15 protein-coding genes and 1 pseudogene are annotated in these 22,202 nt (G+C 58.2%); 4 read left to right on the top strand and 12 right to left on the bottom strand.

What is annotated here, in order from left to right; translation table 11 throughout:
- Positions 1-181: 181 nt before the first annotated feature.
- The 8 genes from WCO56_03465 to kdpF form a co-directional block, all read right to left on the bottom strand.
- Positions 182-1,195, bottom strand: a complete 1,014-nt coding sequence (locus WCO56_03465; protein MEI7728597.1) for a BsuBI/PstI family type II restriction endonuclease — start codon at positions 1,193-1,195, stop codon at positions 182-184.
- Positions 1,182-2,759, bottom strand: coding sequence for an Eco57I restriction-modification methylase domain-containing protein (locus tag WCO56_03460; protein MEI7728596.1), 1,578 nt, complete (start codon positions 2,757-2,759; stop codon positions 1,182-1,184). The genes WCO56_03465 and WCO56_03460 overlap by 14 nt, the downstream gene beginning before the upstream one ends.
- 183 nt (positions 2,760-2,942) lie before the next feature.
- Positions 2,943-3,638 carry a response regulator gene (locus tag WCO56_03455; protein MEI7728595.1) on the bottom strand — a complete coding sequence of 232 codons (696 nt, stop codon included), beginning with the start codon at positions 3,636-3,638 and terminating at the stop codon, positions 2,943-2,945.
- A complete protein-coding gene (locus WCO56_03450; GenBank protein ID MEI7728594.1) occupies positions 3,635-6,316 on the bottom strand; it encodes a sensor histidine kinase KdpD in 2,682 nt (893 codons plus the stop codon). The genes WCO56_03455 and WCO56_03450 overlap by 4 nt, the downstream gene beginning before the upstream one ends.
- A 710-nt stretch (positions 6,317-7,026) precedes the next feature.
- Positions 7,027-7,620, bottom strand: a complete 594-nt coding sequence (kdpC, locus tag WCO56_03445; protein ID MEI7728593.1) for a K(+)-transporting ATPase subunit C — start codon at positions 7,618-7,620, stop codon at positions 7,027-7,029.
- A 5-nt stretch (positions 7,621-7,625) separates the two neighbouring features.
- Positions 7,626-9,665: a potassium-transporting ATPase subunit KdpB gene (gene kdpB, locus WCO56_03440; protein MEI7728592.1), complete on the bottom strand. Its 2,040-nt coding sequence runs from the start codon at positions 9,663-9,665 to the stop codon at positions 7,626-7,628.
- Positions 9,666-9,683: 18 nt separating this feature from the next.
- Positions 9,684-11,600, bottom strand: coding sequence for a potassium-transporting ATPase subunit KdpA (gene kdpA, locus WCO56_03435; protein MEI7728591.1), 1,917 nt, complete (start codon positions 11,598-11,600; stop codon positions 9,684-9,686).
- Between the two features lie 10 nt (positions 11,601-11,610).
- Entirely contained in the window at positions 11,611-11,694 is an 84-nt protein-coding gene (gene kdpF, locus WCO56_03430) for a K(+)-transporting ATPase subunit F (protein MEI7728590.1), read from the bottom strand.
- Between the two features lie 215 nt (positions 11,695-11,909).
- Here kdpF and WCO56_03425 point away from each other — a divergent pair, with 215 nt between their 5' ends.
- Both WCO56_03425 and WCO56_03420 read left to right on the top strand, forming a co-directional pair.
- Positions 11,910-12,233, top strand: a complete 324-nt coding sequence (locus tag WCO56_03425) for a hypothetical protein (GenBank protein ID MEI7728589.1) — start codon at positions 11,910-11,912, stop codon at positions 12,231-12,233.
- On the top strand, positions 12,230-13,450 hold the full coding sequence (locus WCO56_03420; GenBank protein MEI7728588.1) for a hypothetical protein: 1,221 nt from the start codon (positions 12,230-12,232) through the stop codon (positions 13,448-13,450). The genes WCO56_03425 and WCO56_03420 overlap by 4 nt, the downstream gene beginning before the upstream one ends.
- Positions 13,451-13,642: 192 nt before the next feature.
- Here the strand turns inward: WCO56_03420 and WCO56_03415 are convergent, their stop codons facing one another.
- Entirely contained in the window at positions 13,643-14,101 is a 459-nt protein-coding gene (locus tag WCO56_03415; protein ID MEI7728587.1) for a metallophosphoesterase family protein, read from the bottom strand.
- A gap of 26 nt (positions 14,102-14,127) precedes the next feature.
- On the bottom strand, positions 14,128-15,531 hold the full coding sequence (locus WCO56_03410) for a discoidin domain-containing protein (protein MEI7728586.1): 1,404 nt from the start codon (positions 15,529-15,531) through the stop codon (positions 14,128-14,130).
- A gap of 743 nt (positions 15,532-16,274) precedes the next feature.
- Between WCO56_03410 and WCO56_03405 the strand changes: the two are divergent.
- A pseudogene (locus WCO56_03405) lies at positions 16,275-17,309 on the top strand (dihydroxy-acid dehydratase).
- 45 nt (positions 17,310-17,354) lie between these two features.
- Entirely contained in the window at positions 17,355-18,611 is a 1,257-nt protein-coding gene (locus tag WCO56_03400; protein MEI7728585.1) for a dihydroxy-acid dehydratase, read from the top strand.
- Positions 18,612-18,692: 81 nt separating this feature from the next.
- Here the strand turns inward: WCO56_03400 and WCO56_03395 are convergent, their stop codons facing one another.
- Together WCO56_03395 and WCO56_03390 are read right to left on the bottom strand one after the other, a co-directional pair.
- Positions 18,693-19,871, bottom strand: coding sequence for an endo-1,4-beta-xylanase (locus WCO56_03395; GenBank protein ID MEI7728584.1), 1,179 nt, complete (start codon positions 19,869-19,871; stop codon positions 18,693-18,695).
- 32 nt (positions 19,872-19,903) lie between these two features.
- Positions 19,904-21,550 carry a sialate O-acetylesterase gene (locus tag WCO56_03390; protein MEI7728583.1) on the bottom strand — a complete coding sequence of 549 codons (1,647 nt, stop codon included), beginning with the start codon at positions 21,548-21,550 and terminating at the stop codon, positions 19,904-19,906.
- Positions 21,551-22,202 lie beyond the last annotated feature (652 nt).

Genomic DNA, 22,202 nt, shown 5'->3' with positions numbered 1-22,202 from the left:
CTTATAGCTTATCTTATGCATGTTTTGAAAACGGCTTTTCCGGGACGGGCTCTACCTACCAACCGCGTTGGAGCCGCTTTTTTTCCAGTTTGCAGTAACTGCGGTTGCCAAACAATTGACCTGCCTACTTCATGCGGCGCAGATGGGAATTAGGACATGGCAAAAAGATTGGCTGGCAACACTAAACAACAGTGCCTGCCGGGCTCTTTGGCATGGCATCCGGATACGGCCCAAGAAATTTTTCCCCATTAAAATGTATCAAGTGGTCTGGGGCCTCCGCCACCCATACTTCTGTTTCCCATGAAAGCAGCGGCAGAAAACTTTGCATAGTCTTCCGGTTTTCAAAGGCGGTGACAAACACCAAACCCGCAGAACTCTGTTTGAAAAGCTCTTTCAATTCCTTGCGGCGCTTGCCATCTATTGGCCCCACACTGGTGACAGCTTCAATCAGCAAAAGCCAATTACGCTTGGTATCGTGAACCACTACATCGGGCATTTTATCCGCTGAATCAATAACCACACCCAGCTTGGTGAGGTAGGCTGTATGCAGGTGCCCAAACTTATTTTCAGCATCGCCGATATAAACCACTACCCCACCGGGCGAAAATCGGGCGCAGAATTGTTCAATCACTTGCTTGATTAAAGGATTCTGGCCCCCAGGGGAAAGCATCACCATCTCACCATCAGGCAGGGTGACAGGGATTCGCGCAATCTGGCGGTGGCGATCCAGTTCCCCTTTAATTTTAACGCGTTTAGCCAGGTACTTGCGAAGCGTAGGTGGCCAATCCAAGGTGCCGGACACTCTGAACAGGTCGAGCGCATTCGCTTCAACTTGATAAACGGTGTTGCCACTATTGGTGGGTCTGTTGGGATTGTCCGGATTGCGAACCAGCATGCCAAACTCGACGAAGTACTTCACCGCCTCGTCTCGCACAGTTTCGCGCGTGTTGGGTGCATAACGCTGGCGATAGTGTTTGGCAACAAAATCAATAATGGGCGTAATACCACGCAACGGATTCGTTGCCGCTGTCCAGTCGTCCGTAGGCTTGATGTCAAGCATGGCGAGCAATACATACCCTGCCAGTTCGTTACTCTGCTTTGGCCCCAAGCCCAAAGCGGTCAGCATTTCCATGGCCTCTTTGACTTTTTGTTTCGCCTCTGCGGCGTTCCATGAGGTTTTATTAGCTCGTGACATCCAGAACCCTTTCTACCAACAAATCCAATTGCGCTTGCTCCAGACCATGGGCGCCCACTTCCCGCCCCAATTGGAAGAGTTGCTTTTTGGAGGGATAACGAAGACTACGCAAATCAGTGGCATTGACCTGTGTATGGCCGTTAAATTGACGAAAAAACGCATCCACTAAGGTCGAATTAAGAAATGCCGCCAAACCTTTGGCCAAGCCATCCGGCAGACCGACCCCATTTGTGTGGAAATAATTCAGGTGATTTTCAAACCCAACCCAATCGGCGTTGATCCGCTCGGAGTCGTATATGCAGGCCACTACCCGACGCCGTTCTTCCTTGGAGGTAAACCGCTTCACCAGCACATACACCCCGGCGGGCACCAGCAATTCCCGCGTATTTTTGTCATCCACAATGGCGTTTGGTTTGCGCCCTTTTGGTTTGGGCCAGTTTACAAAACCACCATTGAAGTGGCAGGGATAAATTAGCGGCACCGTGCCGCGTTCCGGTTGCTGCCGCAGGAAATCCCGAGCACGAAAATCCACTACCCGTCCAGTGGAGACCGTAAGCCCAAGATCTGGAAGGCTGGTGCTGAGTTGCTGCATGGTCTTCCGGACTTTGGCTTGGTTGTCGTCGCCAACAAAGTGGATGAATTGGTCAGGGTCGGATGGGGAAACCACATCGTGGTATTCAACCTCGCGTTGTTTCACCTTGCCGTGGGCTTCGCCGCTGCTGCTGGAGATAATAACCTGCTTCGAGTGCTGCCGGGATTTTACTGCGTGGAAAATGATATTCTCCTGTAAGACGTCATTAGCACTGAAAGCCGCCGAGCGCGATTCAAATTCATGCAGTCGTCGCAAAGCCATTTGCGCCAGAAAATCCTCGCGAAAGGGTTTGAAATATGGGCCATTGCAGAAACTACGCGGAGTGATGGCAATCAGTTCGCCGTCATTGGCAAGCAACCGAATAATCAACGCCAGAAACGCGGTGTACAAGTTACTGGTTTCGATGCCTGCCGACCGCAAGCACAGGCGCGTGGTGGAATCACTGCGGATTTTTCGGTAAGGCGGATTGACAATGGCCAAATTGAATTTGGGCGCTGGTGGCGCGAATAATTCTCCGCGCACCATGGGCGTCACTGCTTCAATGAAATCCGCATGGTGAACAATCGCGGAAAAGTGAATACCGGCCTGCGCGCACAAAACCTGGCATCGGGCGTAGTTATCGCGCAATACTGCTAGCAAGGCGGGATCGAGTTCATAAGCCGTTATGGTAATCTCCCTTGGTTTATGGTGAGATGCACAGACTTTACGCACCAGGGCGACGGACAGGGCCCCAGCTCCGGCTCCAGCATCAAGCAGGTTTATGGTACGCCAGTGGTCCGTAAAAAGAGAAGCCATGAAATCAGCCATGGCATCAGGCGTGAGGAACTGCCCCAGTATATGGCGTTTCTCCAGTTCGTCCTCACATTCCGCAAGTTCCTGTTCAACCGAGGGTCGAAGGTGCCGGGCAAAAGCATGCTTGCCGGTGCGAGATTCGCCCGGATGGCAAACAGTCTTTGACGGAGTAGCGATCACAGTTCGGAATCACCATAGTCCTTTTTTTTACATCCGACAACCTCTCTCAGCAGCATGTTTTTACGCCCAATATCCCTCTTCCCCATCGCTCCTCGCCCTTTCGCTGGCTCCCTGACCTTGCTAACCGCATCGCGGCCAGTCCGGCGATAGGAGGTCTGTATGGCTCAAAAAAGCAAATTCCTTTCAGGCAATCAGGCGATAGCCAATGCCGGGTTCGGTGGTGATGAGTTGGGGGCTGGCGGGATCCAGCTCCAATTTCTCCCGCAGGTGGGCAATGTAAACCCGCAGATAGTGCGTTTGCTCGACGGCGTTCGGCCCCCAGACTTCGCGCAGGATTTGCCGATGGGTCAACACCTTGCCCGCGTTCAAAACAAACAGGCGCAAGAGATTGTACTCCGTGGCGGTCAGGCGGACTTCCCTGCCTTTCAGCTTCACCAGGCGCGCGGTCAGATCCACTTCGAGCTCGCCCGCATGAAACACGGTAAGCTCCGCCGCCGGTTGGGCGTGGCGCTGCGCGGTACGCAATCGGGCGAGCAATTCGCCGGTGCTGAAAGGCTTGGTAACGTAATCATCGGCACCATTATCCAGCGCGGCGACCTTGTCTTCCTCACGGTCGCGCACGGAAAGCACCACCACCGGCACCTGGCTCCATTCGCGAAGGCGTTTGAGAACTGTGACCCCATCCATATCCGGCAATCCCAGATCCAGCACGACCACGGCGGGTCGCCATTGGGCAACCTGGGTGATGCCCTCCTGCCCATTGGCCGCTTCCACAACGCGATAGCCGTTGGATTCCAAGTTCACCCGCAGCAAGCGGCGCATCTGGATCTCGTCGTCAATGATCAACGCGGTTGGTTTGATGGTGGATTTGTCAGTCATGGATTCACCTCGGGAGTAACCGGCGGCGGGTCGCCCAGCGGCAACCGGAGGGTAAACACCGCGCCGCCGCCGGGCCGGTTCGCCGCCTGGACGCGTCCGCCCTGGGCTTCCATGAAGCCCTTCACAATGGATAGCCCCAAACCCGTGCCGCCTGCGGCGGCCGAGGGAGCGCGGTAAAACTTGTCGAAAACGCGCTCGACGATATCCGGCGCCAAGCCGGGACCGGTGTCGGCCACGGCAATAACCAGGGTTTTGTTTTCCGTGGATACATGGACTTGGACCGCCGTTCCCGGCGGCGTATGGGTCGCCGCGTTCAGCAGCAGGTTGGTGAGCGCCTGTTGCAACAACACAAAGTCCATGCGCGCGAGCGGCAGCCCAGAAGGGATTTCCACCGTGACCAAGTGCTGCGCCATGTCCTTTTGGATTTCTTTGATGGTGACCTGGATCAAATCGTGCACATCACACCAGTCCAGTCTGGCTTTGACATAACCCGCTTCCAGCCGCGTCATGTTGAGCAGGTTTCCGACCAGCCGATTCAATCTACCAGCCGCCTCCTGAATCTCGCCGGTCATGGTTTGCTGGAATTCCCGGCTCCCACCGCCCCCGCTTTCGCTGAGGCTGCTGGCGGCGCTGGTAATGGCGGCAATGGGCGTGCGCATTTCATGCGAGATTGAATTGAGCAGCGTTTTGCTCAGACGCTCGGATTCCGCCAGCAACTTGGCCTCCTGCTCCGCATCCCGCAGGCGTTGCCGGTCGAGCACCAAGGCAATTTGCCGGACGAACGTGTCCATCAAATCCCGCTGGGCGGGCGACAGCGGCACCGCGTCGCGGAAGCGCAGACTCAGCACCCCCACGGCCCGCTCTCCGGCCACGAGGGGCAGGTGCAATCCCTCCGCCGACGGAAGCGTGGTCGTCAGGCGTCCGGCTGGCTGCCGGTGCGCGAACGCCCACAGCGCCACACTCTCTTCCTTCTCACTCATAGTCCAGGTGCTGGCGAAGTAAGGGGTCAGCCGGCCGACTTGCGCTTCGTCCAGCAAGGAAAGCGCCACCTCGGCCTGGGATGCCTTGGCCACCTCGCGGACCACAATGGCCAGCAGATCGGCAAAGTCGGAGGCACCGGCCAGCTCGCGGGTCAGCAGGTACAGCGCCGTGGCGCGCTCTTCGCGCCGGCGTTCGGCGGCCTGTTGGGCGCGCAGCCGGGCGGCCAGATGCCCCATCGCCAAAGCCACGGCAAAGTAGGTGAAAAACAGCATCGTGTCCGTTGCCCCGCTGATGCGAAACGTGAAGATGGGCGGCACGAAAAAGAAATTCCACAACAACGCGGTGAGCGTCGCCGCCGCCAGGGTGGGACCGCGACCAACAAACATGGCCAGCACCACCACACTGAAAAGATAAATCAACGCCAGGGATTGATACCCCAGCTCACGTTGCAGCAGGGCATTGAGACCCGTGACCCCGGCGACCACGCTGAGCGCCAGCAAGTAATTACGAGCATCGGCACGCTCCAAGGGTGGCGCGGACGGCGAACGCAATACGGTATCATCGCTTTCAGCACGCACCGCATGGACGTCAATTTGGCCACTTTCGCGGATCAGCCGGTTCAGCAGCGAGCCGCCGCGGAGCAGATCAAGCACCCGCCAACCCACGGGTTTTCCCACCACGAGCTGCGTCGTGTTTTGCTCGCGGGCGGTGCGGAGAATGCCCCGAACCGCATCCTCATCGGTGGTCGTGATGACTTGGGCTCCGAGTTCCCGGGCCAGCGCCAGGTGGCGCGCCAGCCGCGCCTGCTCTTCCTCATTCAGCGGATGGGTGCCTTCCACATACACCGCCACCCAAGGCGCCTGCAATTCCCCGGCCAGCCGGCGCGTCCAGCGCACGAGCGACGCCGAGGAAGGACTCGGGCTCACCGCGACCAGCAAGCGCTGGCCGGATTTCCAAGGATCGCCGATGTGATACGCCTGCCGGTAGGCGAGCACATCCTGGCCGACTTGCTCAGCGGCGAAACGCAACGCCAATTCACGCAACGCGGCCAGGTTGCCAGCGCGGAAGAAATGCTCCTGCGCCGCCTGGGCGGATTCCGGGAGATACACCTTGCCGGCGGCCAGCCGGGCGCGCAATTCCTCGGGGGGCAGATCCACCAGCTCCAAATCAGCACCATCCAACGCCGTGTCGGGCAGGGTCTCGCGAATATTGACACCGGTGATTTGTCGCACCGCCTCCGCGCGGCTTTCGATGTGCTGAATGTTCAGCGTGGTGAACACGTCCATGCCCGCTTCGAGCAGTTCCAGCACGTCCTGATAGCGTTTGGGATGGCGCGATCCGGGCGCGTTGGTATGGGCGAACTCATCCACCAGCGCAAGTTGCGGTCGCCGCGCCAACACCGCATCAAGATCCATCTCCGCCAGCGCCACTCCACGATATTCGGTGTTTTGCCGGGGAATAATCGGCAGACCCTCGGTCAGAGCGTCGGTTTCCTTGCGCCGATGGGTTTCCACGTAGCCAATCACCACGTCGCGTCCGGCGGCCTGTTCACGGCGAGCCGCTTCCAGCATGGCATAGGTCTTGCCCACGCCCGGCGCCATGCCGAGGAACACCTTCAGCTTGCCGCGCTTCGCCTGAGCGTCCTGCTTTTGCAGGGATGCCAGCAGCACGTCTGGATTAGGGCGCATTTCGTCCATCGCGAACTATTATTACTTCGTCCGAGCCCGATTGAGTAGTAAAATATTGACCGGTAGTTCGCATAGAAAACCTGTTTCCAGAGCGGTCACCAACCATTCCCGGGCTCAACACCAGAGCCTTTTTTGGACGGTAAATGCACGTGTCGACCCCAAGCGAACAATTTATGGCAGAGCCACTTCAGAGGTGTGGAGAAAAACGAGCCTTCGTCCGAGGACGAATAGTCGTATTCACGGCGGGCCTCATGCCATGCGTCGCGCCCCCATTGCCAAAGCCGCACCAACGGAGTGCCGAAGAGCCACCAATAAATCCGCAACCCCAAACCACAGCCAGCGGCAAGCAGGATAGCCAGAATGACATCGAATAAACCAACGCCATCAGGCGATGTATTCCACCGAAAGTTCATAACTCATCCAACGCTGGGTCCGGTTTGAACACGTTCGTCACCGGTTTCGCATTGTCCCCCGCACTACCTTCCTCGGGTGTCTCTGTTTTACGCCATGCGCCCCATAGTTGCCAGTTTTGTAGTTCATCGGTTTTCGCTGGCTGAGGTTGGGAAGAATCTTCCGGTGGCAGACTGCCGCGCCATGGCCCCCATAGTTGCCAGTCAAGCAGTGGTTTGTTCCTGGTTTTCATACACGACACATGGTTTGGGTAATTATATCCATGAGTTTGTCATCAATTATAGGGCACTTGGTTGCCATTCTGCCTTTCAAGGCTTCGCGGTCTGTGAGTCGAGTGCGAGATTCAGGAGAACCACATTCACGCCGGAATCTCCGAGCAAACCGAAATCAGGTTTGGCGGTATTTTGCTCAATCAATGCGCGGACTCTTTGCAGATCAAATCCGCGAGCCTTCGCGACACGCGCCAATTGCAGTTCGGCGTTCGGCACACTAATATGCGGGTCCAGGCCGCTGCCTGACGCGGTGACGGCATCGGCAGGAACGGGCTCGGTATCCTTCAGCCCGTTCTCCTTCCGATAGGCCGCGATCCATTCTTTAATGGCATCATTCAGCTTTTGCGAAGTCGGCCCCAGGTTGCTGCCACCGGAGTTGGCGGCATCGTAGCCATTGCCCGCCGCCGAGGGGCGCGGGTGAAAGTACTTGTCCGCCGTGAAGCCCTGGCCAAGCAATTTAGAGCCGCGCACCGTGCCATTTCGGTCCACGATCAGGCTGCCGTTGGCCTGATCGCGAAAGGCCGCCTGGGCGATGCCAAACACAATCAAAGGGTACACGCCGCAACAGACGGCGGCCAGGACCAGCGTGGACATTACGGCACCGCGAAGATGAGAAAATAGTTCTTTCATAAGTTTTAGGCGAGTTTGAGGTTGGTGATGACAATATCAATGAACTTGATGCCGATGAACGGAACGACGACCCCGCCCAAACCGTAGATCAGCAGGTTGCGCTGGAGGATGGCCAACGCGCCAATGGGTTTATAGGCCACTCCGCGCAGGGCCAGCGGGATGAGTGCAACGATGATGAGGGCGTTGAAAATGATCGCGCTCAAGATGGCGCTTTGCGGTGAGGCCAGCCGCATGATGTTGAGCGGCGCGACCGCGGGGAAGGTGGCCATGAGCATTGCCGGAATAATCGCGAAATACTTGGCCACGTCGTTGGCGATGCTGAAGGTCGTCAGCGAACCGCGGGTAATGAGCATCTGCTTGCCGATTTCCACGATATCAATAAGCTTGGTGGGGTTGCTATCCAGGTCCACCATGTTGCCGGCTTCCCGTGCCGCCTGCGTCCCCGTGTTCATGGCCACACCCACGTCGGCTTGTGCCAATGCCGGAGCGTCGTTCGTGCCGTCGCCAGTCATGGCCACGAGATGGCCTTGGGCCTGTTCTTCGCGGATGCGTTTGAGTTTCGCCTCGGGCGTGGCTTGCGCCATGAAGTCATCCACCCCGGCTTCTGCCGCGATGGCGGCGGCAGTGAGCGGGTTGTCGCCGGTGATCATGACAGTGCGAATGCCCATTTTGCGGAGATGCGCGAAGCGTTCCTTGATGCCGCCCTTGACCACATCCTTGAGTTGCACAACCCCGAGCACCTCACGGCCTTCGGCGACCACCAGCGGGGTGCCGCCGGACCGCGAAACCTCGTCCACGGTCTGCGCGACGGCTTGCGGAAACTGTCCGCCGAGTTGGTCCACATAGACGCGCATGGTCTCAGCCGCTCCTTTGCGAATGACGCGCGCGGGCAAGCCATCCGCCGGCGGAAAATCCACCCCGCTCATGCGCGTCTGGGCGGTGAACGGTACAAACCTGGCGTGCGGTCCAGCCACGTCGCGGCCCCGCAAGTTGAATTGTTGCTTGGCCAGCACCACTACCGAGCGGCCTTCGGGAGTCTCGTCCGCCAGCGAGGCGAGCTGGGCGGCGTCGGCCAGGCGTTCGGGCTTGACGTTCGGCGCGGGAAGAAACGCCGTTGCCATGCGGTTGCCGAGGGTGATGGTGCCGGTCTTGTCGAGCAGCAGCACATCCACGTCGCCGGCGGCTTCCACGGCGCGTCCGCTGGTCGCCATGACGTTGCGGCGAATGAGCCGATCAATGCCGCTGATACCAATGGCGCTGAGCAACCCGCCAATCGTGGTGGGAATCAAACACACCAGCAACGCGATCAGCACCGGCACCGAAAAGGTCATGCCCGAGTAAATGCCGAACGGTTTCAGCGTCACACAGACGAGCAGGAAGATGAACGTCAACGCCGCGAGCAAAATCGTCAGGGCGATTTCGTTCGGCGTTTTCTGGCGCGTGGCGCCTTCCACCATGGCGATCATCCGGTCGAGAAAACCATGACCCTTCTCCATCGTGACGCGGATGACAATACGGTCGCTAATAACGCGGGTGCCGCCGGTGACCGCGCTGCGGTCGCCGCCGCTTTCACGGATGACCGGGGCGCTTTCACCGGTGATGGCCGATTCGTCCACGCTGGCGATGCCTTCCATGACTTCGCCGTCGGCGGGAATGACATCGCCCGCCTCGCACACCACCAGGTCCCCTTTCAGCAAATCAGGCGCGGCGATTTTTTCCTCGCGCCCATTGCGGAGGCGTCGCGCAACGGTGTCCTTGCGCGCCTTGCGCAGCGCGTCCGCCTGCGCCTTGCCGCGCCCTTCCGCCACCGCTTCGGCGAAGTTCGCAAAGAGCACGGTGAACCAGAGCCAGACGGCAAGCTGGGCGATGAAGCCCCGCTCCGTGGGCGAAGTAAAAATGCCTACGGTGGTCAGCACCGCACCAACCTGGGTCACAAACATGACCGGGTTCTTGATCATCAGCCGCGGGTCGAGCTTTTTGAACGAGTCGCCGATGGCGGGGAGAATGATTTTCCAGTCGAAGAGAGATGCCGGTTTAGTTGTCATGGGATTTGAGATAAAAGGTTAAAACAATTTGCCTTGCAGGTTGAGAAAGTGCTCGACCACCGGCCCCAACGTCAGTGCCGGGAGGAAGTTCAACGCCCCGACCAGCAGGACGGTGCCAAGCAGCAGGACCACAAACGTGCCGCCGGAGACCGGGAACGTCCCGGCGCTGGGCGGAGCGATTTTCTTTTGGGCGAGTGAGCCGGCCAGCGCCAGGATCGGCACGATCATCAGGAACCGGCCAATCAACATCGCCAGACCGAGGGTCGTGTTCAACCAGGGTGTGTTGGCGCTCAGTCCGGCAAAGGCGCTGCCGTTGTTGCCCGTGCCGGAGCTATAGGCGTAAAGCAGTTCGCTCAACCCGTGCGGGCCGGCGTTGTTCAGACCGTCCAACCCCCACTTGCTGACGGATGCCCACGCGGAAAAACCGAGGATGGACACCGCCAGTACCAACAAGGCCAGCATCGCCATTTTAACCTCATACGCCTGGATCTTCTTGCCGAGGTATTCCGGCGTGCGCCCAACCATCAAGCCCGCGATGAACACGGCGAGCACGACGAATACAAGCATCCCGTAAAGCCCCGCACCCACGCCCCCGATGATGATCTCGCCAAGCTGCATGTTGAACAATGGGACCAAACCGCCCAGCGCCGTAAAGGAATCGTGCATCGCGTTGACCGCGCCGCAGGAGGCGTCAGTTGTCACGGTGGCAAACAACGCGGAATTGGAGATGCCGAAACGGACTTCCTTGCCCTCCATATTGCCGTCCGCAACGGCGATGCCAAGTTGTTGGTGAATGGGATTCCCATGGGCCTCCGCCCACCAGCACACCAACGTACCGGCGAGAAACAGCGCCATCATGGCCGCCCACACGGACCACCCGTGGGCCTGATTCTTGGTCATGCGGCCAAGGTAATACGTCAGCCCGCTACCGATGGCGAAGATCGAAAGCATCTGGAGGAAGTTGGACAGCGGCGTGGGATTCTCGAACGGGTGCGCCGCGTTGGCGTTGGCGTAACCGCCGCCATTCGTGCCGAGCATCTTGATGGCAACCTGCGAGGCCATCGGGCCTTGGGCGATGGTTTGTTCCTCCACTTTCTGGTCCACCATCACCGGCAGGTTGGTCATGACCGGTTGGCCCTTGGCGTCGAGTTGCGGCACCTCCATCATTACTGCGACCCCGTTGGCCAGCATGGGTTTGCCCTGGGCGTCCAACTTGGGCACTTGAACCATCACGGCCACATTCGTCATCACCGGTTGCCCCTTGTCGTCGGTCTTGGGAACTTGAATGGTGAAAGACTCCGTAAGTTTAGCCTTCGTGTAGGGCTTGAAGTTCTGAATCATGCCTTGCGAGACGAGCACGATGGAGAATACCAGGCAGATCGGCAGCAGCAGGTAATAGGTGACCCGCACCAGGTCCACCCAGAAATTGCCGAGCATCCGGGTCGAGTGCCGCGCAATACCCCGGACCAGCGCGGCGGCGATCGCGATGCCCGTCGCGGCGGAAACGAAGTTGTGGAAGGCCAGCCCGACCATCTGCGAGAGATAGGACATCGTGGTTTCGCCCACGTAGCTTTGCCAGTTGGTGTTGGTCGCGAAACTCACGGCGGTATTGAACGCGAGATCGGGGCTCAGCGGCCCGAACCCTTGCGGATTCAGCGGCAACAGGTGTTGCAGCCGCAAGATGGCATAGGTGAACAGGCAACCCACCAGGCTGAAGAGCAGCATGGCCATGGTGTATTGCTTCCAATCCTGCTCCTTGCCGGAGTCCACCCCCATCAGGCGATAGGTGAGCCGCTCCAATGGTCGCAGGACGGGATCGAGCCAGGTTCTGCCGTTGGCATCGAGCACGCGCACGAGATACAGCCCCATCGGCTTGGTGATCGCCGCGAGCGCGGTGACGAAGAGGGCCAGTTGCAGCCAGTCGGTATTTCTCATAACGGTGTGGTTAGAATTTTTCCGGCCAAATCACGGCCACGAATAGATAAACGAACAATAGCAGGGCAACGAGGCCCACGATTAAGGTTTCCATAAGTGTTCCTATAGTTTTTCACAAAAGCGGACGTAAAGGCCGCTCACCACAAAGAACCCAACAATCAGTACGATGAATAGTAAATCATTCATGGATACAAGTTCGCGTATCAATTGCGTTTGAGCTAATCAAAAGGCCGCCCCAAAACATTAAAAATTCATAAAAATCACTCCACCATTTGCGCTGATGGCGGGAGTGTGTTATAATGGTGTCTCATGGGCGCACGAAAATCTGATAAGTACGTTTTTAAGCCGGTGCTGATCGAGTCGCGGCAAAAGCAGCTTGCTTTGCCACAGGACGCGGTGTGCATCCGCAAGAACGGCATTGAATTCTTTTCACCCGAACCATTTCCCCAATGGGTCGAAATGACGGTGGAACTGAAAGCACCGCAGGACGGCAAACGGGTTCGCTGTCACGGCGTCGTGGTGGCGTGCGATGGCAACGTCCATCAGGGCTTTGCGGTTTCCATGTTGTTCACCAGCTTGTCCCGCCAGTCGGAGTCGGTGTTGCAAACGATTGCTTACGAACAAGTTGCTTGAGCGTCAGCGAATCGTCTTGGGCGGGATCCACTGGCTTGGTGCGGGTTATCCGGCTTGATGATGCTCGGCAGTTTGCCGGGATGCGCGACGCCTTTGAGACGCATAATCCCGGGCTGCGGCTTTCGGTTGTCCAAGTGGACGGCGAAACCGTGTTGCGCAGTCAACATGGTGGCATGCGCGTGTTCTGGTTGTATCGGGGCACGGGCGAAGTTTATCTTCCCAAAGGGTATCGTACCCAGGAAGGCGATGGCCAGGCCTTGCCGCCCGGGTACCAACCCGATCCCATTCATCCAGCGTTTGCTGAAAAGTTGGGCGCACTTCAAGATGGTTTGGCAACTCTCACCCCGGCGGCCTACGTTCCCGCGACCGCTATTTTGCGCAAATGGCACCGGGAATCGGCAACCTTCATCGGTGATTTTGCCGGAGAACTGTGGAAGCTGGATCATCTGCCGAAGCCATGGTCCACCAACCCGCAGCTCGCCGCGCTACTTCTATCGCTGTTTCAAGACTATCGGGAACACGGCTGCTCCACAAAGCAATTGGATTCCTGGGAACCCGTGATGTCCGGGGATCAACTCATTGCCTGCGACCAGCAGGCGCTTCGGGTTCGTGGCCGCTTCACGTGCCTCGCCATGGAAAATATCCAACGCAAGACCAGCCACGTCTCATGCGTGCGCCGACTCCGTTTTCTCGCGGATACCGCCGGCGGTTGCAATCCGGATTTTGATCCGTTCCGCCGGCTGCCACTCACCTGGCAATACAATTATCCCGGTGAAACCAACGACGGCCTCAATTGGGTGAACAGTCACGTGGTCAATATCCCCAAGGAAACCAGTCCGGCGCATTTTCATCCGCCCAGGGGAATTGGCGGCGGCAGCGGTATTCCCCAGCGGGAGATGTACCTGGTGCTCGATCCGCAGGCGTACCATCTCAACACGTGGGGACGCTCCGCCTCCATCTTGCTTTTTCCCGATCTGCGCAATCTGCGCCAATACCAGCAGCACGCGCTCGAACCCGGCATGTTCGTCTATATCCCGCCCGGCACCGGCCATCGCGGGCTTGATGTATTCGTCAACGTATTGACCATCCCCGGCTTTAAACCGCACAACGAGTATTATATAGACCGCGCCATCCGCGACACCGCGAATGGCCAGGCGCCATTCAACGAGAATCTGCTGAACAACCAGAATTACGAGCGGATCGAAGAATTGTTGTAAGCCGCGCTCCGCAAATTTTCTTTAACCACGGATGGCACGGATAACACGGATATCAGAAGTGGCATCCCCGCCATCCCCGTTTAAAGTTCACTGTTCCGATGAAGAACATTCAGAGCATTCGTGATTGATAATCCGTGCAATCCGCGAAATCCGTGGTCAAAAATGCCTTTCTTGAAGCCAGCGCAAAGTCCGTTACAACCCAAGAAACTCTACCCGCAGTTCCGGCTGGGTATGGCATAACGCCACACTGCGCTTTTGAGCAAAACGCTGGCGTCCCGCGTAGCCAGGATTCACAAACAGAGTTCGGCCGAAGCGTTGTTCATACGCAATATGGGTATGGCCAAACACCACCAAGTCCGCCTGTGCGCGTTCCACGGCGCCATGAATCGAGTCCTGAGGATTGGCGGGACGCACAATATGGCGAATCAGGATTTTCAGCCCGTCCAATTCCACCAACTCCATTTCGCGATACGGCAGCCACTGGTCATTGTTGCCCAGGATGGCGGTCACGGGGGCAATCTGTTCCAACGCCTGGACAATGTTGGGGCGGCAAATATCACCGGCGTGCAAAATATGGTCCACGCCCGCAAAGAGTTCGGGAATGCGCGGATCAAAGTGATCGTGCGTATCCGCAATCAGGCCAATTTTCATTCCCTGCTTTGGGTGAGTGAATCGCGCTATTCGGGAATGACATCAATCTCCGCCGCTGAGGCCCAGGCCTGGTTGTTCACCTCGGAGAGCGCCTTGAGCTTGATGAATTTGCAGGCCGTGGCGTCGAATATCACCGTCTTCTTCGTCTTGCCGGATTCAAACGTGCCTTTTTTCACCGGTTGCCCGAATTCCTTGCCGTCCTCGCTCACATAAAACTCATAATCCTTGATGGTGCCATTTTCGCCTTCATCCTGGCGGGGCAGATACGTGAACCCGGTGATTTTTCCAGGCGGATTCAGTTCGATGATGATTTCATGCGGATAACCCGGGCTGTTATCCTGCCATTGGGTATGCCATTTGGTGTTGGGATCACCGTCCACCGCGTTGGCGGCCTTGCCATCTTCCCCGGCGGTTTCTTCGCTGTCCGCTTTGACAACTTTGAGCACGGGTTTGATGCTCACCTTTTCCCCTTCCGCCACCACGCCAATTTCCGCCGCCGAGGTCCACGCTTGGTCGGCCAGTTCCGAAAGCGCCTTGAGTTTGACGAACCGGCACTGCTTCAGTTCAAACAACACCGTCTTCTTATCCTTGCCTCCGGCAAAGGCGCCCTTCGCAACCGGTTGCCCAAATTCCTTACCGTCATCGCTGACATAAAATTCATAATCTTTGATGCTGCCGTTCTCGCCGTCATCCTGGCGGGGCAGATAGGTAAACCCCTGAATTTTGGCGGGCGGGTCCAGTTCGATGATGATTTCATGCGGATGCGACGGGCTGTTATCCTGCCATTGCGTGTGCCATTTGGTGTTGGGATCGCCGTCCACCGCATTCGCGCCCTTGCCATCTTCCCCGGCGGTCTCCTCGCTATCCACCTTGACCACTTTCAAGGTGGGTTTGATCACCACCTTTTCCCCTTCCTGGATCACGCCGATTTCCGCCGCTGCCGCCCACGCTTGGTCGTTGATTTCCGAGAGCGCCTTGAGCTTGACGAATTTGCAGGCCTTTGGCTGGAAGACCACCGTTTTCTTTCCCTTGCTCCGCTCAAACGCGCCTTTCTTCACCGGCGACCCGAATTCCTTGCCATCCTCACTCACATAGAATTCGTAATCTTTGATGTTGCCATTCTCCGTATCATCCTGACGGGGCAGATACGTGAAGCCCTGGATCTTGCACGCCCGACTCAGCTCAATGATGATTTCGTGCGGGTACCCCGGACTATTATCCTGCCATTGGGTGTGCCACTTGGTGTTGGGGTCGCCGTCCACCGCATTGGCCCCTTTGCCGTCTTCCCCGGCAGTTTCCTCGCTATCCACCTTGACCACTTTGAGCGAGACGGGGTCCACCGCGCTTACCCGTGCTGCCGCGCCAAACAATGCCAGCACAACCGTCATACTCAACGTCAGCGCCAACGAACTGGAAAGTTTGATTTTCATAAGAATCCTGCGTTTCATGTTTTATGCTTGTTTATTGGTTCAGCTTGGCACAGGCCCCATCCGGGTGCAACTCCCGCCTGCCAGTTTTTTGTATAAATATCGTGGCTCTCATGTCTGGAAGGTTAGAACCCTGTGTCAACGAGTCAAGCCGTAGTTATTGGTAGCACCGGCGACAATCCTCGGAGGGGAGTCTCTAATTACCGCCTCTCATGGCCCGAAATCACAGCGGCAAACAGTCCATGGTCCCCCTGCATCCCATAACTCCCATCCTCTGCAATTTGAAATTTTGAGACTGGCCTTCCTCCGGATGCCTGTACTTGCATCCACCGTTGCGTTCTTTTGCGGTTATTCTCCGCCCTCAGGGCTGCCTCAAGCTCGGTTTGGTTCAAGCTGGAAGCGGCGGTTCGGGTGTTCTCATGGCCGCGGAATTACCCGCAAGAAAGTGAAGCGATTAAGCCGATTCCCTCAGCCGGATAATGCAATCCTCTCCCCGAGGGAGAGGATACAGGTGAGGGGGTACACAACCACAGACCCTGTCCACCTCATAGTATTCGTAACGCACCAACGCGCTTGATGCAGCCCTGCTCCGCCCTGGCCCCAGCTTCTTTTGGTTACAATTTTCTGCATAATTGTTCGCCCGACGGCCACCGCCTTGCCCGCGCTCCTGCAAGAAATGCTTTTCAAAAGCAAATTCGGCATTATAGTAAACGTTCAACTTTATAATGGCTAAAACTATGAATACTATGCGCTCTGATACGATTAAAAAAGGGTTTGAACGTGCGCCGCACCGCAGTCTGTTGCGCGCCACCGGCTCCATTGAGTCCGATGAGGATTTTAACAAGCCCTTTATCGCCATCGTCAACAGTTACACGGATTGCATTCCCGGGCACGCCCACCTGAACGAGGTCGGCGCGCTGGTCAAGCGCATGGTCCGCGAAGCGGGCGGTGTGCCGTTCATCTTCAACACCATTGGCGTGGATGATGGCATCGCCATGGGCCACGGCGGCATGAAGTATTCCCTGCCCTCCCGCGAGCTGATCGCCGATTGCGTCGAAACCATGGTGATGGCCCATTGTTTTGATGGTATGGTCTGCATCCCCAACTGCGATAAAATCGTGCCAGGCATGTTGATGGCCGCTATGCGTGTGAATCTCCCCACCATCTTTGTCAGCGGCGGGCCCATGGCCGCTGGGATTGCCGAGCAAACTACCGAGGGGGATCTGCCCGCGCATCTGCAACCCGGCTCCAAGAAGTCCGATCTCATCTCGGTGTTCAAAGGCGTGGCGGAACTTCAGAGTGGCAAAATCACCGCCGCCGACCTGGACAAACTGGAAAAGACCGCCTGCCCAACCTGTGGTTCCTGCTCCGGCATGTTCACCGCCAACTCGATGAACTGTTTGTGCGAAGCGCTCGGCATGGCGCTGCCCGGCAACGGCACCATCCTGGCCGTCTCCAAGGAGCGCGAGGCCCTCTATCGCCGCGCGGCCGACATGATTCTCAAGCTCGTGGAATGGGACCTCAAGCCGCGCGATATTGCCACCATCGAGGCCTTCGACAACGCCTTGGCCTTGGATGTCGCCATGGGCGGCTCCACCAACACCATTCTGCACACACTGGCCATCGCCCGCGAGGCCGGCATCGCCTACGACATCAAACGCATTGACACCCTTTCCCGTCGCGTGCCCTGCATCTGCAAGGTATCCCCCTCCTCCAACTACCACGTGCAGGACGTGCATCGCGCCGGTGGCATCCATACCATCCTGGGCGAACTCAAACGCTTGGATGAACACAATGGCTGGAATCACGACAAGCCGCTCCATAGCATGACCCCGCGGGCGGAGCGCATTCTGACCACCGCCTGCAAAACCGTCACGGGCAAGAGCCTGGGCGAGAATATTGACGAGTGGGACATCCGTTCCTCACGCTGCACCATGCTGGCCAAAACCATCCGGGTGTCCGGCGCTTCTGCGCTCGTGCTGGATCCCAACGACAAGCTGGGACCGGCCGGCCGCACCGCCAGCGGCAATCTGGTGCCCAAACCCATGCTGTTCTTTGCTGGCGATGAACGTGCCGTGACCCTCTGGCGCGCCGCTGCGGGCTGGAACGCGGGCGATGTGGAATCGCAAGTGGCCGCGTATGATGAAAATGCCGAACTGCAAGTCGAGCCGGGCAGAACGATCCATGGCCACGCGGAAATCCGCGCCTGGCTGGAGCAGAGTTTCAAGGACGCGCACGGCATGGTGCGCGCGGAACTGGCATCACTCAAGCAAACCCCGGTGTTGCTATTCTGGCAATACGCCAAAGGCGGGGTGAAAACGCGCCGCAGTTTGGTGCGTATTTCCACCTATCGCCGCGGGCTGATCGCCAAGGCGTATTACGAGGGGCGGCCCGCCCCGCTTGGCGAGGCACAAGCCTCGGGCCTCATGCCGTACGATCCGGCCTTCATGTTCAAGCCGCTGGACTGCATTCGCACCCAGCCGACGGCGTACACCCAGGATGGCGGTCTTTCCATCCTTTACGGGCAACTGGCCCCGGAAGGCTGCGTCATCAAAACCGCCGGTATCAGCGAGGGTTTCAAGGCGTATTGCGGCGCGAACTTTGTGTTTGAAGGGCCGTGCGTCATCTTTGAAAGCCAGGACGACGCCTGCGCGGGCATCCTGGCCGGTAAGGTCAAGGCGGGCGACGTGGCCATCATCCGCAACGAAGGGCCGCGCGGCGGCCCCGGCATGCAGGAAATGCTCTCCCCCACCAGCTACATCGTCGGCATGGGCTTAGGCGACAAAGTGGCGCTCGTCACCGACGGGCGTTTCAGTGGCGGCACGGCGGGCGCCTGCATCGGCCACGTCTCACCCGAGGCGGCAGAGGGCGGCCCGATCGGACTGCTCAAGGAAGGCGACCGCGTGCGCATAGACTTCCCGCATCGTCGCATAGACATTTTGGTGTCGGAAAGCGAATTGGCCGAGCGCCGGAAGACCTTCCACCCGGTAAAACGCGAGTTGACCGGCTGGCTGGCGCGATACCAGATGCTGGTGAGCAACGCCAGCCAGGGCGGGGTTATGACGTTAAACATCAAACATTGACCGGTTTGATTAAACGAAGAATACCAGTATAAGAAACGTGCAGCGTGTGGATTCGCATCATTCGCGGACAAATAAGCCGGGTCATGGTTTCACACGCTGCAACGCGTCCATCACTGCGTCAAACGCTGGCTTCGGTTTTCCCTCACGATCAAAGAGCAGCGGGTGATTCACCCGTTTCCAGGGAAACGTGTTCAGCCAGCTTTGGCCGTCGTGCAGGTTCCAGAACGAGACGCGCGCGATGACATCCGCGTGTTTGCGGAACAGGCGGAAAAGTTGGGCATATTGCTCGGCCTGCCGTTTTAGGATTTCTGGCGGGCAACCGTCGCGGTAAGGATCGAGTTTGGCGAGTTCCTCGCGCCGCTTGCCGCCATCCGCCCACCATCCGCCTCGCGGGATCACATCAATATCCAACTCAGACACCACCACTTTCACGCCCATCTCCCGCATGGCGACGAGCGTGGCTTCGAGTTCCGCCAGCGGCAGGCGGTCAATCTCGTAGTGACCCTGCAAACCGATGGCGTGAATGGGCACGTGTTTCTCCCGCAGCGAACGCACCAGCCGGATCTGTTTGGCGCGCTTGGCTGGCAGCTCGTTGTTGTAGTCGTTGTAGATGAGCAGCGCCTGCGGGTCCGCCGCGTGCGCCTGCTCGAACGCCCGGGCAATGAACTCTTCGCCGCAGACCGCGCTCCAGCCGGAGGGGCGCAGGAAATTCGTGCCGTCATCCAGTGCCTCATTCACCACGTCCCACATCGCAATGCGGCCACGGTAGCGTCCCGCCACCGTCTCGATATACGTCTTCATGCGTGCCAGGAGCAGTTCGCGGCTGACGGGATTGGTGCCATCGCGATAGAACCACGGCGGTGTGCGGTCATCCTTCGCCCAGACCAGGCAATGCCCCACCATCTGAAGATGGTTCGAGGTGGCGAAATTTACAAATGCATCAGGCTGGGTAAAATTGAATTTCCCTTCCTCCTTCTGCACCGGATCGGGTTTCAGGCAATTCTCCGGCGTCACCGCGCCGAATTGCGTGGTGAGCAGCGGCCAGTCCTCCGCCCGCTCCGGAATGCGGTCACTGATACCGACACCGACGGGAAATAATCCCGTAGCGGCAGCGCGCAAAGAACGTCGCGCCTCCGGCCCGGCACTGCGCGCGGGAAGCCCAACGAACTGAATGATGAGCGTTAAAAGAATACACGGCCCAAGCGCTCGGAATGCCCGCGTCGCTTGCGTGCCGGTTTGATGCCGGCGTTGGTGGTTCATGGATATAACGAAGTTGAGGGGACTTGATGTTTTCATTTTGGCCAGGTGTCGGTGCGGAAAGGTGACGCGGGCAAGCCTTCCCGGTTGTAAAGATTGCAGCGAGGTGAACTGGACCAGCCGTAGCGCACCGCGCGCGGCTTGGGCACGGCAGCGTTGGCAACGAGCACGCTATCACCTTCGATCTTCGCCTCGGCCGCGACCCATTTATGGTCTTCACCGGCGATATAAAAACCGATCAAACGGTCGGTGGGCAATGGTTCGCCCCCGGCGGCGCGCCATGGCGCCTGACCGGGCGTCAGTCCGCCACCCAACTCGCGAAAATGGAGACGGATTTTATCCCCCTCGACCACAAACGCACGAAACAACGGACCCGAGGCAACAATTTTCTCGCCATACACATCTCTGCGCGCGAGCAGCGCCAGCCGTTGGCCCACGTCGAATTTGTCGGCGGGGTGGACGTTATTCGGATCGCCCACGTCAATGGTGATGGCCATGCCCGTGCGGGGTTCGCTGAGCGCCAGGCATTGTGCCTCCCGCGTCCAGGGCCAGCCGCTTTCGGCGACCGGGCCGGGATCAGTGCCACAAGCGGGCAATTGGACGTACAGGAAGGGAAACTCGGTTCCCCAATGCCGCCGCCAATCCTGAATCAGGCGCGGGAAGAGCGCGCGATAATCGAGCCCGGCGCTGCCGTTCGCCTCCCCTTGGTACCAGATGACGCCGCGAATCGCATACGGCGTCAGCGGCGCAATCATGCCGTTAAAACTCACCGCCGGCGTTTGCGGACGCCTTGAAGGCGACGGCATCCCCATCGGGTCGGGGTTCGTCGGCTCGGGCCAGGCGGGCTTCGGCTTTTCGCCGACCGGCTTTCCGGCTGCCTTGGCCGCGTTGTAAGCCTTGCTGGCCGCATTGAATGACGACTCGACTTCTTTTTTCCAACGCTGAAGTTCCGCGACATAATCCGTGGCGATTTTTGGATCGGCTTGGACTTTACGGTATTGCCCGGCCGCCTTTTCCCATTGCTCCAGCGTTTTGGTCAACGGCGGCTCCCGTTTCAACCCGTCCAGGCTGATCCACGTTTCAATGGGTGTTCCGCCCCACGAACCGTGCAGCACCGCCACGGGACATTTCCGGGTGCGGCGCAGTTCCCGCGCGAAATAATACGCCACGGCGGAAAAACCCTTGGCGGTTTGCGGATTGGACGCCTCCCATTTTCCCATCAGATCGGTTTGCGGCTCGGCGGCGGTCTTTTTAGTGACGGTGAAGAAACGCAATTCGGCATCCTCCGCTTGCGCCAGCACCGCCTCGGCATTGGGCAGGGAACTCACCGGGGAACCCATGTTCGACTGCCCCGAGGCGAGCCACACCTCGCCCACCAGCACATCTGAAAACGTGAGCGTGTTCTTTCCGCTCACCGTCAGGGTCAATGGGGCGGTGTCCGCTGCAAGCGCGGCCAGTTCAACCCGCCATTTGCCATCTGCGTCCGCCACGGTTTTCACGCTTTGCTCCGCGAGTTTCACAGTGACGCCTTCGCCGGGGTCCGCAGTCCCCCAGATGGGCAATTGGACCCCGCGTTGGAGCACCAGATGATCGGCGAATACGCCCGGCAGCCGGACGTCCGCGTGCGCGGCAGGGACCGTGACAGCCAGGATGCCCACACTCAGCATTAAGATTTTTTTCATGATGTTCATGGATGCATTGTCATCGGGATTAGAGGGCAAACCGGTACCGGGCGCAAGCGAGCCTCCGCGGCGCAACGTCTAGCGAACCAGATGCTGCCACCAAAATTTCGGTTTTCGACGTTTTCATGTATGCTTCAGTTTCGAACGTTCTCTTGATCGGTTGCGTTCCTTGCCGAAGATGTCAAATCGGCGGTTAAAACTCAATACTCATGATTACCTTTGCAACCATGCACGATTGCTTCCCCACCGGTGGTGGCATCGGTTCATCACCCATGAATGGTGAGCCAAAAGCAGTGCGTTTAACCGCAATTGTTTTACCGCAATGCTACAAGTGAACAGCTGAAGGACGCCCAAAAGTAATTTTTTAACTTTATTAACTTGACTGCGACGGGGCCACCATTACTCTCCACATGCAGATGAATGGAAGAAGTTATCAATTTTCGCAATCCCGGAACCAACGAGGTCGGTTCACCAAGAGATCGGAAGCGGTGAGGGTGGCAGTTTGGAATACCTTCGGCCACGATGCCGGGCGAGCGGAATTGGAGGCGTTGATAGGATTGGGCGATGGGAAATGCCCCAGCCCTTCGCTGCCGTTTTCCGAGCCGAACCGAATTCCGTGACAATGCTCGTACACTTTTTGAAAAAAACATTT

It is taken from the genome of Verrucomicrobiota bacterium (assembly GCA_037139415.1).
Classification (GTDB): domain Bacteria; phylum Verrucomicrobiota; class Verrucomicrobiia; order Limisphaerales; family Fontisphaeraceae; genus JBAXGN01.
The sequence above is the reverse complement of the archived record's forward strand: the minus strand, read 5'-3'. Positions and strand labels throughout refer to the sequence as shown.

Bases quoted from the DNA above. Each gene is read 5' to 3' on its own strand.
- WCO56_03465 (MEI7728597.1), bottom strand. From the start codon at position 1,195: ATGTCACGAGCTAATAAAACCTCATGGAACGCCGCAGAGGCGAAACAA.
- WCO56_03455 (MEI7728595.1), bottom strand. From the start codon at position 3,638: ATGACTGACAAATCCACCATCAAACCAACCGCGTTGATCATTGACGAC.
- WCO56_03450 (MEI7728594.1), bottom strand. From the start codon at position 6,316: ATGGACGAAATGCGCCCTAATCCAGACGTGCTGCTGGCATCCCTGCAA.
- kdpC (MEI7728593.1), bottom strand. From the start codon at position 7,620: ATGAAAGAACTATTTTCTCATCTTCGCGGTGCCGTAATGTCCACGCTG.
- kdpB (MEI7728592.1), bottom strand. From the start codon at position 9,665: ATGACAACTAAACCGGCATCTCTCTTCGACTGGAAAATCATTCTCCCC.
- kdpA (MEI7728591.1), bottom strand. From the start codon at position 11,600: ATGAGAAATACCGACTGGCTGCAACTGGCCCTCTTCGTCACCGCGCTC.
- kdpF (MEI7728590.1), bottom strand. From the start codon at position 11,694: ATGGAAACCTTAATCGTGGGCCTCGTTGCCCTGCTATTGTTCGTTTAT.
- WCO56_03425 (MEI7728589.1), top strand. From the start codon at position 11,910: ATGGGCGCACGAAAATCTGATAAGTACGTTTTTAAGCCGGTGCTGATC.
- WCO56_03415 (MEI7728587.1), bottom strand. From the start codon at position 14,101: ATGAAAATTGGCCTGATTGCGGATACGCACGATCACTTTGATCCGCGC.
- WCO56_03410 (MEI7728586.1), bottom strand. From the start codon at position 15,531: ATGAAAATCAAACTTTCCAGTTCGTTGGCGCTGACGTTGAGTATGACG.
- WCO56_03400 (MEI7728585.1), top strand. From the start codon at position 17,355: ATGACCCCGCGGGCGGAGCGCATTCTGACCACCGCCTGCAAAACCGTC.
- WCO56_03395 (MEI7728584.1), bottom strand. From the start codon at position 19,871: ATGAACCACCAACGCCGGCATCAAACCGGCACGCAAGCGACGCGGGCA.
- WCO56_03390 (MEI7728583.1), bottom strand. From the start codon at position 21,550: ATGAAAAAAATCTTAATGCTGAGTGTGGGCATCCTGGCTGTCACGGTC.